This window comes from Tenacibaculum sp. 190524A02b (assembly GCF_964036645.1).
Classification (GTDB): Bacteria; Bacteroidota; Bacteroidia; order Flavobacteriales; family Flavobacteriaceae; genus Polaribacter; species Polaribacter vairaonense.
In genome coordinates, this window is record NZ_OZ038525.1 from 2291338 (window position 1) to 2306222 (window position 14885).

The window sequence follows — 14885 nt, forward strand, 5'->3', positions numbered from 1 at the left end:
ACTTTATCCAATGAACAGAAAAGACTTTATCCGTTCCGTATTAGGCGCTTCCGCCTTTATAACATTGCCAGCTAACGCTTATGCTACTAATTCTGATGCTTTAGCAGAAGCTATTGCCTCCACTGCTAAACCTACTAATGGAAATTTATTTGGGTTTAAAACTAATCCTTTAAAAAAAGTTCGTGTAGGAATTATTGGATTAGGAAATAGAGGAATTGTGCTATTACAAATGTTTGAATGGCTAGCCCAACAGAATTATTGTGAGATTGTTGCGCTTTCTGATTTAAAGGAGAAAAAAGTTAAACGTGCTGTAGACACCTTAAGCAAATGGCAATCTAAAAAACCTAAAACCTATTTTGGTAAAGAAAATGCTTGGCAAGATTTAGCGAAACAAGATGATATTGATTTACTTTTAATAGCTACTCCCTGGAAATTACACACCCCAATGTGTATTTATGGAATGAACCATGGAAAACATGTGGCTTGTGAAGTACCTATTGCATATACTTTAAGTGAATGTTGGCAATTAATTGAAGCTGCAGAAACCAATCAGAAACATTGCATTATGATTGAGAACTGCTGCTATAATGAAGAAGAACTTTTTGTATTAAATATGATAGAAAATGGTGTTTTTGGTGATATCACCCATACAGAAGGTGCTTATTTACATGATTTACGCAAACATCTTTTAACCGATCATTATGAAAATGATTGGCGTGTTAAGCACCATATTGAACGTGATGGTAACTTTTATACCACACATGGTTTAGGTCCTATTAGTTTTTACCTAAGTATTGGACGTGGTGATACTTTTGATCATTTGACCTCTATGAGTTCAAGAGAATTAAATTTAAGTGAAACAGCTAAAAGTTTAAAAAGCCCGTATACCAACTTTAAATGTGGAGACATGAACTCTACAATGATTAAAACAGCCAAAGGAAAAACTATTTTGTTACAGTTTGATGTGCATACTGGACAACCTTATTCTAGAATAAATAAAGTGGTGGGTACCAAAGCTACGCATGATGGTTACCCAAGCAAATTGTTTATTGATAGTGATGAATTGGTTTTTTGGGGACACAAATGGTTACCTGAAGAAGAATACAAAAACTATCGTAGTAAATACAAACATCCAATTATAAAAAAATTACAAAACATTAGTCAGGATTTCAAACAAGGCCATGGTGGAATGGACTTTGTAATGATTTATCGTTTAATTAGATGTTTAAATTTAGGGTTGCCGTTAGATATTAATATTTACGATAGTGTTTTATGGAGCGCTATTACGCCACTTTCAGAGCTTTCTGTTGCTAGTAAAAGTTTATCTATTCCTGTTCCTGATTTCACCAATAGAACTTGGAAAAAAGAACAACCTTTAGAAATTATGCGTGATTTTTAACTACAGTATTTATGAGGTTAACTTTATTAGTATTAGCTGCTGGTATGGGCAGTAGATTTGGAGGTTTAAAACAAGTATCTCCTGTAAATGAATTTAATGAAACTATTATTGATTACTCAGTATTTGATGCCAAAAGAGCTGGTTTCACTAAAATAGTTTTTGTTATTCGAAAAGAGTTTGAGCTTGATTTTAAAGAAAAAATCACGGCGAAGTATCACAATCAGATAACTGTTGGTTTTGTTTTTCAAGATGTAAAGAATCTTCCTAATGATTTTCAAAATTCTGAACGAATAAAGCCTTGGGGAACTGGACATGCTATTTGGTGTGCTAGACATGCTATTAAGGAGAATTTTGCCGTAATTAATGCCGATGACTTTTATGGGTATGATTCATTTTTAACCATGGCTACTTATTTAAAAGATCTTAACCCCAACGATATTTCTAAACAATGTATGGTGGGTTATCATTTAGTAAATACATTATCAGAAAACGGTAGTGTTTCTAGAGGTATTTGTACTACGGATACTAACAACAACCTAACTTCTATTACCGAACGCACCCAGATAGTTTCAAAGAATGAACGCATTGTGTTTATAGAAAACAATCAAGAAACTCTACTAGCTATTGATGAAATCACTTCTATGAACATGTTTGGCTTAACACCTGTTACTTTAACTACTTTTGAATCGGAATTACAAAACTTCTTAACACTGAATAGTACTGAGTTAAAAGCCGAATTTTATTTACCATCTGTAATTAATCATTTAATTAGCACCAAACAAAGTACTGTAAAAGTACTGCCTACGCAATCCAAGTGGTTTGGTATGACGTATAAGGAAGATCAAGAAATTGTTGTAAATAATATTCTACAACTAACAAAAGCTGGTGAATATCCTAAACAACTTTGGAATGGATAACGCAGCTATTCAAAACATTTGTCAAGCATTTCAAATACAAGGTAACTTTTCGCTAGTAGAAGTTATACAATCAGGGTATATTAATACTACCTATAAAATAACCACCTCAACTTCTTCCTATATTTTACAAAAAGTTAATCATCAAATTTTTAAAGATATTGAAGGGTTAAGTTCTAATATTGTACGAATTACAAAACACCTTCAGAGTAAAACATCACCAGAAAAACAACACCAAGCTTTACAGGTTGTTTTTACTCACAATGAGCAAGCTTATTACAAACATAAGGATCATACTTTTTGGCGTATGTTCAATTTTATTCCTAATGCTATTACTTTTGAAACCATACAAAATGAATGGCAAGCTGAGACTATGGGAAAAGCTTTTGCTAATTATCATGAACAACTTTCAGACTTACCCCAACCGCCTTTAATAGAAACTCTTCCAGATTTTCATAATACAAGTTTACGTATTAAACATTTTAAAACAGCCATACAAAACAATTCGCACGGCAGAAATAAAGACACTCAAAAAGAAATTGATTATTTACTAAAACTTGCTCCCGAAATGCATGCCGTGGTTGAATTAGGCAAACAACATAAAATTCCTTTACGTACCATACATCAAGATGCTAAATTGAGTAATATTTTATTTGACAATACCAATCAAGCCATCGCCATTATTGATTTAGACACTACCATGCCTGGTTATTTATGTTATGATTTTGGCGATGCCGTACGAACTGGTATGAACACCGCTACTGAAGACGAACAAAACTTAGACAAAATAAGTTTGCACTTAGAACATTTTAAAGCTTTTACTAAAGGATATGCCGCCAATAGCCATCATTTTATTACCAAAGAGGAAATCAATACGTTGGTATTAGGCGTAAAAGTAATTACCTATGAACAAGCCATTCGTTTTTTGACTGATTATCTACAAGGTGACACCTATTATAAAACTTCGTATTCTAAACATAATTTAATTCGTACTCGAGTACAAATTGCTTTTTTAAAGAATATCATAAAGTATTATGATGTGCTTACTAATTATGTTATGGAACAATATACTGTTTTTAGTTAATTTTATATTTGTATGACAACACCTACAGTTTCTTTCAACACAAATAGCATTGTTAAAATGGAACTAGAAATTTTAAACGCTATGCAACAGTGTGATACTGAAAAATTAGATAAACTCTTACATGATCAACTACTCTTTACCATTCCTAATGAACAAACAATAGATAAAAAAACAGATTTAGAGGTTTACCAATCAGGAAATATGAACATCAGTAAAATGTCAGCTAGTGAACAACAAATAAACTTAATTGATGATACAGCTATTGTTTCTGTCGTCATTGATATGGAAGGAAGCTATTTTAATCATTCCTTAAACGGAAAATATAAAGTTTTAAGAGTTTGGAAATACTATAACAATCAATGGCAGGTAATAGCAGGAAGCAGTAATACTATTTTGTAATAAAATAGTAAAAATACTACTACATAAGGCTTTTCTATTTTTATCTCTTCATGAATATTCTTTACTTTTACGGTTAATTAATATATAAAAGCTAGGAGTAAGCATAATTAAGTTTATCTATACCTTAAATGAAATTCGAGGAAAAAGTAATAACATATAAAGAAAAAATAGTTTTTATCAAACTATCTATGCCTTTTTTCAATAGAACTTTAAAAAGTTATGCTGAAAATGAAGCTTGTTTTATGTTTGTTAACAAAGGCGAAGTGGGAATTAGAACTCCTAATAATTTTCTAAACCTGAATCATAATACAGCAATGATTGCCAAATGTTTAAATTACTTTTTTGAACCTTGCAAAAATAAAAACTCTCAAAATAAAGGAGTTGAGTCTGTAGGTATTTTTCTTTATCCATCTTTGGTAGAAGAACTATTTGACTTAGATATTACATTATCAAATTATGAAAGTAATTATAATGTAAAACAAGTACAGGTAGATTTAATGTTAAATAATTTTAGACAAAGTATTGACATTTTATTAGAAAATCCTGAGTTAGTAGATGACAACATCATAAAAACCAAACTAAAAGAGTTTATTCAATTAATGGTTAAATCGCAAAACTCACCTTCAGAATTAGATTTTTTAGCTGCTTTATTTAAACCAAATGAAATTGAATTTAAAAAAGTAATTAAACAAAACCTGTATGCCAATCTTTCAGTAAAGGAACTTGCCCTATTAACTCATTTGAGTGAATCTTCATTTAAAAGGAAGTTTAAAGAAGTTTTTAGTGAAAGTCCTAGAAAATACCTCACTCAAAAAAAACTAGAACGTGCAGCCGAGTTTTTAAAATCAAAAAACAATCGTATATCTGAAATTGCTTATGATGTAGGTTTTGACTCGGTATCTACTTTTAACAGGAATTTTACTGTTTATTATGGAAAATCTCCTTCCGAATACCGTTTGAACTAAATTGAGCAGTCTTTGACCTAAACTGCGCTTTAAACTAAATCAATCTACATGACCTTTGTATCAACATTTAAAATACAAGGTTATGAGCAATTCAAGAATTTTAAAAATTTACTTATTTATTTCAGGTTTAATTTTAACAGCTGTTGGAATCTTAACCACATTTAACCCTATAACTATTAAAGCTAATGAAGGAATAGAAATAGCAGGAAATGCAAGTGCATTAAATGATGTTCGCTCCTTTGGAATGTTATTATTAGTTACAGCACTTCTTTTATTTTTAGGAAGCTTTAAAAGTTCTTTAAGAAAATCAGCAACAATTTTTTCTTCGCTACTTTTTCTTTCACTAGGTGCTGGAAGAATTTTAAGCATTATTCTAGATGGAATGCCTTCTAGTGGAATGGTTAAAGCCACTGGACTAGAAGTTATTTTAGGTCTAGTAGGACTTGTTCTTTTTATAATAAACAATAAACAACAATCTTTTTAAACTAACACAAAAATGAATAGATCAATATTAATAACAGGAGCTAATGCAGGGATTGGTAAAGAAACAGCTAGGCAATTGGCTTTAATAAAAGAAACAAAAATAGTTTATTTAGCCTGTAGGAATCTTGAAAAAGCTAAGGCTGCAAAAAAAGAGTTAACAGAAACTACAAAAAGAGATATATTTAAAATTATTATCCTAGACGTTTCTAGACCTGAAACAGTGAAACAAGCCGTTCAAGAATTACCTATAGCTATTGATGCGCTAATAATGAATGCAGGTGGAACGGGAGGAAAAACACCAGAAAAACTTACTCCAAATGGTGTCACGGAATTAACAGCTAGTAATCTTTTAGGACATGTTGTTCTTGTTGACGAGTTAATTGCACAAAACAAACTAAACAACGTTGCTTTATTTGCTAGTTCTGAAGCAGCAAGAGGAATTCAAAAAATGGGAATGAAACGCCCTAATTTAATTGAGAATTCAGTTGAAGAATTTGTTTCTATATTCAACGGTACAAAGTTCAAAGATGATTTTGATCCTTTTCAAGTTTATGGCTGGATTAAATATGGAGGTACATTATGGATGAGTAATATGGCTAAAAAACATCCTAAAATTAAATTTATCAGCATGAGCCCTGGAGGAACTAGAGGTACCAATGGTATGAATGATTTACCGTTATTAAAAAGAATATTCTTAAAACATATAGGAATGAAAATAATTATGCCTTTAATGGGAATGTCTCATTCTGTTAAAGAGGGCGCAAAACGATTTGTTGAAGGTATCAATAACCCTAAGTTTAAAAGCGGTGTATTTTATGCTAGTAAAGAAAATGTTTTAACTGGACAAGTAGTAAATCAAAGTAGTATTTGGAAAGATTTAGATAATCATACGTTTCAAAATAATGCTGATATAGCTATTCATCAATTTACTAATTGATAAACTATAAAAGTATCAGTTAAACGGTTTGAATATCAATTCAAGCCGTTTTTTATTGAATCATAGTTTAATATGTATTTTCTTCATACAAACATAATCTAATAACGCTAAGAATTTCTATTTTTATCCTATTTAAGTAAACAAACGAAACTACTCCCATGGCCGAACTATTTAAAAATATATACAACGATCGTTTTTTTGAGCGCTTTACCAATATTGTATTAGCCATTCAACCAAACTTTAATAAAACACAGTTTATTAAAGACATTTATACCGATAATTGGGAACAAAAAGAACTCAAACAACGAATGCGCCATATTACTACAGTGCTAAACACGCATCTTAGTCCCAATTTTGAGCAAAATGTAGAGTTACTAATCGCTGTTATTCAATACATAGAACAAAACAACATTAAACAAGAAAGTATTGAATACATGTTTCTACCCGATTTTATTGAAGTATACGGGATGAATCATTATAACGTTTCGGTAAAAGCCATGGAACAGATTACACAATTTACCAGTTGTGAATTTGCAGTACGTCCTTTTATCATTGCTTACCCTGATAAAATGTTGACACAAATGAAAGCTTGGTCTACTCACAAACATCCTATGGTACGTAGATTAGCCACTGAAGGTTGCAGACCTAGATTGCCGTGGGCAATGGCATTACCTGAATTAAAAAAAGATCCAACACCTATACTTCCTATATTAGAAACCTTAAAAGGAGACGTTTCTGAATCGGTACGAAGAAGTGTTGCCAATAACCTAAATGATATTTCTAAAGACAATCCTGAAATAGTGATGCAACTTGCTAAAAAATGGATGGGAACTTCTAAAGAAATTGATTGGGTAGTAAAACACGCTTCCAGAACACTTTTAAAACAAGGAAACTCAGAAATTATGGAATTGTTTGGTTTTGGAAGTATTGAAAACATTAAAATAACCGATTTTAACATTCATACCCCCAAAGTAAGTATTGGCAATTATCTGGAATTCTCTTTTAAACTAAAAAACATCAGTTCCCCTCCTAGCAAAATTAGATTAGAGTACGGTTTGTATTATCAAAAAGCCAATGGTACCTTATCTAAAAAAGTATTTAAAATAAGTGAAAAGCAATACGACGGACAATCTACCACAGCTATCACCAGAAAACAATCGTTTAAAATTATTACTACCAGAAGGTATCATGTAGGCTTGCATCAAGTTTCTTTAATTATTAATGGTCAAGAGCTCGAAGCTTTTAATTTTGAGTTAATTTCCTAATAAAAAACTTCTTTATATATGCATAATTTACTTCAAGAAATAAGCACTAGATGTTTGATAACACCTAAACTACAAGAACATATTAGTTCTTATTTTGAAGTAGAAGAAATCAAGCAAGGAGAAATTGTATTAACACAAGGTTCCAAAGCCAATTATCTTTATTTTATTGAGAAAGGACTATTACATAATTATTATTATCACAATGGAAAACAAGTTTCTTCTTGGTTTTATAAAGAAAATCAGTTTATTACTTCATGGTATAGTTTTTATACACAACAGCATAGTTATGAAGAAATAGAAAGCTTAGAGGATTGTGTTTTGTATAAAATCAGCTATAGCAATTACCAAAAATTAATTACAGATTTTCCTGCTTTTGGAAATTTTGCTCGTTTATTAGCAGAAGAAATGTTAAGCTTTTTAGATCAATTCTCAAAAGGATGGTCTTTTCTTTCTGCCAAAGAAAAATATCAACTCCTACTTTCTTACTTCCCTACTATTGAATTACGGATAAAACTAGGCTATATTGCTTCTTTTTTAGGTATTTCTCAAGAAACTTTTAGCAGACTTCGCGCCCAGAAATAGCTTTTTGATATAGATCAAAAAAAAAGTATCTTATTGGTTGGATATTTGCTAAAAACAAGAAATACATGAAGAATTCAACCTTACTTTTTAGAACTTTATTTTTTATTATTCTTATTGCTGGAAGTGCACACCTAGTTAGTTACGCATCTAAAAGTAATACGTACACAACTAATTCAGGTACAGAAAAATTAGTAAAAACCTCCCAAAAAACATCAAACACCATTGACTTTGAAGGTAAATGGAAAGTGCAATACAAAAACACAGAGTTTAACGGTTTTATTATATATCATATAAAAAAGGAAGGAAGTGTTTTCAATGCTTACACCTATAAATATGAAGATGAAAATGGGTATTCAGAAAATGCACCCAAAGAGAAAATTCTTACGATAAAATCATCTTATAAAAACAGCGCTAAAGGTATGTACATCCTTACCTATAAAAATGAAAAATATAAGGTAGATTGTAAAATAAACATCCATAACAATCACACTTTTAAATTAAGCTATAACGCTTATGGTTACAATGGAGTAGAAACTTGGAAAAAACTAAAGTAATGATTGAATTTTTATCAAAAGAAATTAGTTGGATAGATCTTGAATATTGGTTCTATCTTGTAAATGATTTAAGTTTGCTTTATATAATAGTCCCTTTTTTCATAGTAGAATTAATAAGATACACTTATATAAAACAGCTTACTAAAAACTTGATTTTAGATAGTATTGCTAACCTTATTACCTTTGGAGCTTTTTTTATTATTGAAATCATTCTTGGGATATTAGCCATCACTAAACTCTATTTTTGGGTATATCAACATATCAGTCTACCACATTTACAACTCAACTGGGCTACTGTTATTACCTGTATTCTTTTAGCTGATTTGGCTTATTATTGGGAACATCGTATGATGCATCGTATTGGCATTGGTTGGGCAACACATACTGTACATCACAGTTCCCCACATTTTAACATGTCGGTTGCCTATCGTTTTGGGCCTTTAGATGCTATTTTGCCTATTGTATTTTCATTACCTATTGTAATGCTTGGTTATGATCCTATTTTAGTATTATTATCAGAAGTTTTTGTACAAGTATTCCAAACCTTATTACATACTGAAATTATTGGTAAACTAATTAAACCCATTGAGTTTATATTTAACACACCATCTCATCACCGAGTACACCATGGCTCTAACAAGCAATATTGGGATAAAAATTATGCAGGTATTTTAATTATATGGGACAGAATGTTAGGTACTTTTGAACCTGAAAAAGAAAAAGTTATTTATGGAATTTCAGAGCCTCTACAAAGTGTGAATCCAATAAACGTATTTTTTCACGGTATAACACGCTTTATTAAAAAACTACACACTATTAAAAATGCAAAAAACAAACTATTAGCCTTTATAAAACCACCTGATTGGATGCCTAAAAATGAATAGATATTTCATTATTTTATGAAAACAATTTTCTAAATTAATATCATTATGCTTATAAACACACCATTTTTTGCTGATTTATCTACTTATACACCTCAAAAAACTATGGCCTTTTACAAAGCGCTTTTTAATTGGAAGTATTATCAAGAAAACGATTACTTTATGGCGTACATAAATAATACAGCTATAACTGGTTTGTATGAAACACCTCCTAAATTTAAACAGCTTCGAATGCCTCATTTTTGGATGACCTACATTCAGGTAAAAAACGTAACTAAAATTATTGAAAATGTAGAAAAAAACGGTGGACGTATTGAGATTTCTTATGAATTAGATGTGAATGAAAAGGTTGCTTTAGTTAGAGATCCTTTAGGGGCTGGATTTACTATTTACGAAGGTTCAAAGTTAAAAAACGCACGTACAAAAGATACAAAGAACACGTTAATATGGAATGAATTACATGTATCAAACCTAGGAAAAGTCATTCCTTTTTATCAAAATATTTTTCATTGGGAGTTTAAAAAAATACGTGATGATTTTTATTACATTATCAACGAAGAAAAATTACATATAGGAGACATTTTAGAAATTCCAAATAGTTATAAAGGAAAATATGAATATTGGGTATGTACTTTTGGTGTAGAAAATTTAAAACTGGTAAAACAAAAAGTTATGGAAAATGGTGGTAGTGAAATAACTATAGACGATAATCGTATTTTATGTACTGATAATTCTAAAGAAGCTTTTTTTTACCTTAAAGAGGTTTAGTAAACTACAATTTAAAAATAGTATTTTTACCTGATTAAGTTCTATAAAAAACTGTTATTGTGATAAAAAAGTATCTTGTTCGTTTCCTTATTATACTAACAATTACTTATTTGGGGAATTTTTTATATAATATGTTTTTATTTGCTGAAGGAGTTGAGAAAGATGCCCAAAAACTTCATACATACACAAATAATGAAGTAATAGTCTTTGACAGTATTGGAAAAACATATACCAACGTTAATTTAACTCACTGGTTAGGTACTTATAAGTATACCTACGAGTACAATACCTATGATTTTAAAGAAGACCACTACCTAGTAATTAAACCCAAAGAAATCTACTACTACGGTACCAGTGATGACTTTGACCAAGCTAGAGAAGCTTATTTACCCGGATTTTTCAAGACCAAAGTCAATACTTTTAAAATAACTAAAGATTCTTTGTATTTTAGTATAACTGTTGATAATTCATTCTTTTATAAAGAACCCATTATTCCCAATACTACAAGTTATAAAAAAACGAATTGGAATGAACAAATAATGAGTACTAGAAGGGACTATAAAGGAATTATAAAAAAGGATACTATTTTAATTAACACCAAAGGCTTTATCACAAGAACTTTTATTAAAACCCAACCCAATGAAAATTAAAAAGTTAAAAATACATACACAAAACTTTACAGCACAAATAGATTTTTACACCAATGTATTAAACATTCCTATAGCCTATAAAACCGAAACAGAAGTTTGTTTTAAAGTAGGGAATACTGATTTTATACTTGAAAAACACTACCAGTCCTATCCTTATCATTTTGCAATTACCATTCCAGCTAATAAAGAAAAAGAAGCTTTAACTTGGTTAAAAGAGCGTGTATCTATACTAACTTTTGAACAAAAAGAAATACAAGACTTTAAAAATTGGAATGCAAAAGCAATGTATTTTTATGATAAAGACAAAAATATTGTGGAGTTTATAGCACGTAAAAATCTTAACAATGATAGTGATCAGCCTTTTCAGAGTAATTCATTAGTAGAAATTTCTGAAATTGGACTTCCAGTAACTACTATTCAAGAAACTTACCAAACCTTATCGGAAACTATTCCCTTAGCCATTTACGACGGTAATTTTGAGCGTTTTTGTGCTATTGGTGATGAAAACGGATTGTTTATTTGTATTGATAAAAATGCAAAAGATTGGTTTCCTACCAATGATAAAGCCTATTCAGCTCCTTTTGAAATAGATTTCACTGAAAGTAATAACCAATACCATCTTAGTTTTACTAACGGACAGGTACATATTAGCGAACTGAAACTATAAATTTCTGCAGTGTTTGTTGATTACGATCAAACCTAGGAATACAACGGACAGACACTTTATTACTAGAACTAATTTAGTTTTACATTAACAATGCCAGTTACTTTTTTATATATAAAAGTAATATTATCTAATTTTTGGGCATACATAGCAACGTATCTTCAACAATTTTTACAATTTCAATGCGTCAAAAATAGTAATGAAAAATAAGATTTTACTATAATGCACCTAATTTTTATAGTTGACTTTCAGCTTATTTTTTTAGTATTTTTGTTAAAAAATGATTTAGTTATGGTCAAGAGATTTTTAGGTTACTCATTACTCTTTATAGGAGTAGCATTAACAATTACAATTCTTTATAGAATTTTTATCAATCCCAATCTTTTCTTAAAATCTAAAACTTTATTAAGTGGCGAGCTAGGTATTGGATGGACATTTGGAATTTTCGTTTTTCATTTTTTAATTGGATGTGTTATCTATTTACTTACTAAAAAAGGGTGGTTCTTAATAAAACAAACATGAAAGTAATTCACAAATGCTACTATGAGTTAATACTATTTTATGAAAGGTACAGACTAAAAACATAAAGTATATTAAATATGTTACGTTATATAGTAAATATTAAGGATAGGAAGAAATATGTATTGAACAATGAAAAACTAAAAGATAAATGCAATATTGAGAAGAATCAAATGAAAGATAATAATAGGCTAATTAATCATCTAGAAAAAGCAGAATTTTTAAATATCGTTCTTGACAAATCAGTCTGTATTTTCTCAGGAGAATATATCAATCATTATCAAACAATTAGAACAGATGGGCTTTGGGTTTGGAGCTCTGATCTTTTACATTACACAAAAAATTATAATTTTCAATGGCCTAAAGATTTTGTTAAACATGTAAATTCTAATATAGGTGTTACTAACAATATTAATGAAGAGCACTTCACTTTTTTAAATAAAAATTTTAGTTATTGTGCTTTAGAAAAACAAAATATCTCCTTGATTCAAGTAGAATAAGTAATAAAAACATACAAATGTCAGCACATTTTTTTCAGAACAATCTGTATCTTAAGTATTTTCACCCAAATTCCCATAGTACTTTTTTATTCTGTTTTATTGCCTCATCTAAAAAGTCATAACATTGCTTAAATTCACCTTCAAACAGTTTCGCTTTTGTAATACTTCTAGTATAAAACCTTTGATTATTGATTTCAATTTGTGGTGTTACTTCTATTAAAAAATCAATCTTTCCATAATCCTCAAGATAACTTTTAAATTGAATTTTATTTCTAACCTTTTCATAGTTTTCATAATAAAATAAATCTCCTTCAATGATTGATTCTACCCCGTCTATGTTTAGACTATAAAGTTCTTCTTTAAAATTAAAATCTTCATATATAAAATGTACCAAAGGTAGTTCCGAACTTTTCGTTTTCATATATTGCTCTATTTTAACAAGTACCTCTTTCAGTTTGTATGGATTCCTTTCTCTATCTACAACTTTATCACTAGTTATAATATACTTTCCTTCTCCAATAATTATTTCTCCATACGTATTAGGTGAAACTATTTCAATTTCTTTCTTAGTTAAAAAGGATTCAAATCCTACATACCAATCAAAAATTATTTCATCTTTAAAACTTCTTGAAAAACATTGACTTTCAACACTTCCATCATAAACATATAAATCTAAGTCCATTCCCATAATATTATTTCCTAGACATCTGTATAAAACAAATATAACAAGTAACATTAATCCTTCATTTCAATTCTAGAAAACAAAACGTTATAAAAAATAAAACCCACCTAACACAATGGTTACATGGGTTTCTATAGTAAGTAGGTTACTTTTAGTACATTTTTACATTTAATAGTAAACAAATACGTTTAAGTTACAATTTAGACTGCTCTCTTTATATTTCCTTACAAAAATTTTTTACTTTTTTTCTTACTCGGTTGTCTTTTCTTTTTTTGGGCATTTGGTCAGTACTTGTTTTGCACGCTTCTTTCCCCATCTTGGATAAAACTTTTTGGGTTTATCATTTTCAAATAATGCTAACGATTTTTCTACATCTTTACAATAAGGAGTTATAGGTTGTCCAAAAAACTGAGCACTTCCCATATCCCATTCTGCTTTACTTAATAATACTCGTGGATTATTAGGCGCTAATTTCAATGCTTCTTCATACAATTTTGCATTTTTCATAGATAAAGTCATTCCATATTTCTGACCATCAAAAGCAATATACGCTGTATTTAACAAAGCTTGCGTAATTAGAATTTCTGGATTATTCTCTGATAAACTTTTAGCTTCATCTAAAAACACTTGTGCCTTTTTTAATTTTGCCTCTAACGTTGCTTCCTCTTGTACTCCAAAACTTCCTAATATTTCTATAGTAGCTACGTAAAAAGGCGGTAACCAATTTTCTTTTTCTGCCGTAGCAATACGTTCAAATAATTGTCCTGCTTCTTTGGTTTTATTTACTTCCCACAAACCAAATGCTTTCTTCATTCCTTTTTCATATTTAGTCTGAGCCGTTACATTAAACGCTATGAATATGATGATAATGCTTGCTATTTTTTTCATAATTATATGTTTTTAATTGTTGATTTTGTTCTTATTGTACTTGAATGATGATTTGTATATTCTCCTTAGCTTCAAATTTGGCGTCTTTATATTTTGGCGGCCCCATAAAACCTTTAGCATTATTAGACATTCCAATAGGTTCTTTAGGAATTCCAAACATGCTAGTATCCATTTTTTGATTCTCATTTTCATCATGATAAGATGAAATAGCATACGTCCCTACAGGTACTGTAAACTTCACCATAGCTTGTTGATTTTTTACAGAAACTATTTGACTTTTGTATCGCTTTTTTAAAAAATCTGCCTCTTTATTATACAAACCTACATATAGATTCCCAGTGTCAGATTGCATTCCTTTAAAAGTAGCTGTTATGGTAACCGTATCTTGTGCTTGCGCTACTAACAAGTTCATTACATAAAACAAGGTGATTAATACTATTTTTTGCATATTGTTATTGGTTTTAGTGATTGTATACTTCAAATATCTTTCTATTTGAAAGCCTATTAAAAAGCTTTATACTGAACTGTTATTTTTTACTACTGAATTGTAAAAGTTGCTAACTATTTATAATTCTCTATACCTATCTATATTAATTATTTTATACTATTAGTTCTGAACAAGGTTAAAGTAAGCGTTTGATATATTGATAAACAAATAGAGATTAAGAGCTATTTATCTAGTTACTTTAAAGATCTCGACTGCGCTCGATTTGACATTTTATTGATTTTCTTTTTTGTCAGAAATGAATAG

At 29.7% G+C, this 14885-nt stretch carries 18 protein-coding genes; 15 read left to right on the forward strand and 3 right to left on the reverse strand.

The genetic code is table 11. The features are described 5' to 3' along the window. The first annotated feature begins 10 nt into the window (after positions 1 to 10). From ABNT65_RS09230 to ABNT65_RS09300, 15 genes are all read left to right on the forward strand, one after another. Positions 11 to 1399: a Gfo/Idh/MocA family oxidoreductase gene (locus ABNT65_RS09230; RefSeq protein ID WP_348704468.1), complete on the forward strand. Its 1389-nt coding sequence runs from the start codon at positions 11 to 13 to the stop codon at positions 1397 to 1399. An 11-nt stretch (positions 1400 to 1410) separates the two neighbouring features. Continuing rightward, positions 1411 to 2316, forward strand: coding sequence for a sugar phosphate nucleotidyltransferase (locus ABNT65_RS09235; protein ID WP_348704467.1), 906 nt, complete (start codon positions 1411 to 1413; stop codon positions 2314 to 2316). Further along, entirely contained in the window at positions 2309 to 3397 is a 1089-nt protein-coding gene (locus tag ABNT65_RS09240) for an aminoglycoside phosphotransferase family protein (RefSeq protein ID WP_348704466.1), read from the forward strand. The genes ABNT65_RS09235 and ABNT65_RS09240 overlap by 8 nt, the downstream gene beginning before the upstream one ends. Positions 3398 to 3409: 12 nt before the next feature. Next, a complete protein-coding gene (locus tag ABNT65_RS09245; protein ID WP_348704465.1) occupies positions 3410 to 3796 on the forward strand; it encodes a nuclear transport factor 2 family protein in 387 nt (128 codons plus the stop codon). A 128-nt stretch (positions 3797 to 3924) separates the two neighbouring features. Beyond that, a complete protein-coding gene (locus ABNT65_RS09250; protein WP_348704464.1) occupies positions 3925 to 4761 on the forward strand; it encodes an AraC family transcriptional regulator in 837 nt (278 codons plus the stop codon). A gap of 82 nt (positions 4762 to 4843) precedes the next feature. Beyond that, the gene (locus tag ABNT65_RS09255) at positions 4844 to 5245 is read left to right on the forward strand and encodes a DUF4345 domain-containing protein (RefSeq protein WP_348704463.1); all 402 of its coding nucleotides are present in this window, start codon (positions 4844 to 4846) and stop codon (positions 5243 to 5245) included. A 12-nt stretch (positions 5246 to 5257) separates the two neighbouring features. Beyond that, on the forward strand, positions 5258 to 6181 hold the full coding sequence (locus ABNT65_RS09260; RefSeq protein WP_348737409.1) for an SDR family NAD(P)-dependent oxidoreductase: 924 nt from the start codon (positions 5258 to 5260) through the stop codon (positions 6179 to 6181). A 158-nt stretch (positions 6182 to 6339) separates the two neighbouring features. After that, positions 6340 to 7446 carry a DNA alkylation repair protein gene (locus tag ABNT65_RS09265; RefSeq protein ID WP_348737408.1) on the forward strand — a complete coding sequence of 369 codons (1107 nt, stop codon included), beginning with the start codon at positions 6340 to 6342 and terminating at the stop codon, positions 7444 to 7446. 18 nt (positions 7447 to 7464) lie between these two features. Beyond that, positions 7465 to 8028 (forward strand): Crp/Fnr family transcriptional regulator, encoded by a 564-nt coding sequence (locus ABNT65_RS09270; RefSeq protein WP_348704460.1) that lies wholly within the window; start codon positions 7465 to 7467, stop codon positions 8026 to 8028. A 65-nt stretch (positions 8029 to 8093) separates the two neighbouring features. Then, a complete protein-coding gene (locus tag ABNT65_RS09275) occupies positions 8094 to 8582 on the forward strand; it encodes a hypothetical protein (protein ID WP_348704459.1) in 489 nt (162 codons plus the stop codon). After that, entirely contained in the window at positions 8582 to 9466 is an 885-nt protein-coding gene (locus ABNT65_RS09280) for a sterol desaturase family protein (protein ID WP_348704458.1), read from the forward strand. The genes ABNT65_RS09275 and ABNT65_RS09280 overlap by 1 nt, the downstream gene beginning before the upstream one ends. Before the next feature lie 45 nt (positions 9467 to 9511). After that, positions 9512 to 10231, forward strand: a complete 720-nt coding sequence (locus ABNT65_RS09285; protein ID WP_348704457.1) for a VOC family protein — start codon at positions 9512 to 9514, stop codon at positions 10229 to 10231. 110 nt (positions 10232 to 10341) lie between these two features. Next, positions 10342 to 10881, forward strand: a complete 540-nt coding sequence (locus ABNT65_RS09290) for a hypothetical protein (RefSeq protein ID WP_348737405.1) — start codon at positions 10342 to 10344, stop codon at positions 10879 to 10881. Continuing rightward, positions 10871 to 11548 carry a VOC family protein gene (locus tag ABNT65_RS09295; RefSeq protein ID WP_348747724.1) on the forward strand — a complete coding sequence of 226 codons (678 nt, stop codon included), beginning with the start codon at positions 10871 to 10873 and terminating at the stop codon, positions 11546 to 11548. The genes ABNT65_RS09290 and ABNT65_RS09295 overlap by 11 nt, the downstream gene beginning before the upstream one ends. A 596-nt stretch (positions 11549 to 12144) precedes the next feature. Further along, positions 12145 to 12564 (forward strand): hypothetical protein, encoded by a 420-nt coding sequence (locus ABNT65_RS09300; protein ID WP_348747725.1) that lies wholly within the window; start codon positions 12145 to 12147, stop codon positions 12562 to 12564. A gap of 61 nt (positions 12565 to 12625) precedes the next feature. Here ABNT65_RS09300 and ABNT65_RS09305 read toward each other — a convergent pair whose 3' ends face one another. The 3 genes from ABNT65_RS09305 to ABNT65_RS09315 form a co-directional block, all read right to left on the reverse strand. Further along, entirely contained in the window at positions 12626 to 13300 is a 675-nt protein-coding gene (locus ABNT65_RS09305; RefSeq protein WP_348737402.1) for a hypothetical protein, read from the reverse strand. A 195-nt stretch (positions 13301 to 13495) separates the two neighbouring features. Continuing rightward, positions 13496 to 14134: a hypothetical protein gene (locus ABNT65_RS09310; RefSeq protein WP_348704451.1), complete on the reverse strand. Its 639-nt coding sequence runs from the start codon at positions 14132 to 14134 to the stop codon at positions 13496 to 13498. A 31-nt stretch (positions 14135 to 14165) separates the two neighbouring features. Further along, complete coding sequence (locus tag ABNT65_RS09315) at positions 14166 to 14582, reverse strand: DUF2141 domain-containing protein (RefSeq protein WP_348704450.1); 417 nt, start codon at positions 14580 to 14582, stop codon at positions 14166 to 14168. Between the last annotated feature and the right edge of the window lie 303 nt (positions 14583 to 14885).

Bases quoted from the DNA above. Each gene is read 5' to 3' on its own strand.
- ABNT65_RS09230 (WP_348704468.1), top strand. From the start codon at position 11: ATGAACAGAAAAGACTTTATCCGTTCCGTATTAGGCGCTTCCGCCTTT.
- ABNT65_RS09300 (WP_348747725.1), top strand. From the start codon at position 12,145: ATGTTACGTTATATAGTAAATATTAAGGATAGGAAGAAATATGTATTG.
- ABNT65_RS09310 (WP_348704451.1), bottom strand. From the start codon at position 14,134: ATGAAAAAAATAGCAAGCATTATCATCATATTCATAGCGTTTAATGTA.
- ABNT65_RS09260 (WP_348737409.1), top strand. From the start codon at position 5,258: ATGAATAGATCAATATTAATAACAGGAGCTAATGCAGGGATTGGTAAA.
- ABNT65_RS09315 (WP_348704450.1), bottom strand. From the start codon at position 14,582: ATGCAAAAAATAGTATTAATCACCTTGTTTTATGTAATGAACTTGTTA.
- ABNT65_RS09235 (WP_348704467.1), top strand. From the start codon at position 1,411: ATGAGGTTAACTTTATTAGTATTAGCTGCTGGTATGGGCAGTAGATTT.
- ABNT65_RS09265 (WP_348737408.1), top strand. From the start codon at position 6,340: ATGGCCGAACTATTTAAAAATATATACAACGATCGTTTTTTTGAGCGC.
- ABNT65_RS09240 (WP_348704466.1), top strand. From the start codon at position 2,309: ATGGATAACGCAGCTATTCAAAACATTTGTCAAGCATTTCAAATACAA.
- ABNT65_RS09285 (WP_348704457.1), top strand. From the start codon at position 9,512: ATGCTTATAAACACACCATTTTTTGCTGATTTATCTACTTATACACCT.
- ABNT65_RS09255 (WP_348704463.1), top strand. From the start codon at position 4,844: ATGAGCAATTCAAGAATTTTAAAAATTTACTTATTTATTTCAGGTTTA.
- ABNT65_RS09295 (WP_348747724.1), top strand. From the start codon at position 10,871: ATGAAAATTAAAAAGTTAAAAATACATACACAAAACTTTACAGCACAA.
- ABNT65_RS09250 (WP_348704464.1), top strand. From the start codon at position 3,925: ATGAAATTCGAGGAAAAAGTAATAACATATAAAGAAAAAATAGTTTTT.
- ABNT65_RS09280 (WP_348704458.1), top strand. From the start codon at position 8,582: ATGATTGAATTTTTATCAAAAGAAATTAGTTGGATAGATCTTGAATAT.
- ABNT65_RS09270 (WP_348704460.1), top strand. From the start codon at position 7,465: ATGCATAATTTACTTCAAGAAATAAGCACTAGATGTTTGATAACACCT.
- ABNT65_RS09245 (WP_348704465.1), top strand. From the start codon at position 3,410: ATGACAACACCTACAGTTTCTTTCAACACAAATAGCATTGTTAAAATG.
- ABNT65_RS09275 (WP_348704459.1), top strand. From the start codon at position 8,094: ATGAAGAATTCAACCTTACTTTTTAGAACTTTATTTTTTATTATTCTT.
- ABNT65_RS09305 (WP_348737402.1), bottom strand. From the start codon at position 13,300: ATGTTACTTGTTATATTTGTTTTATACAGATGTCTAGGAAATAATATT.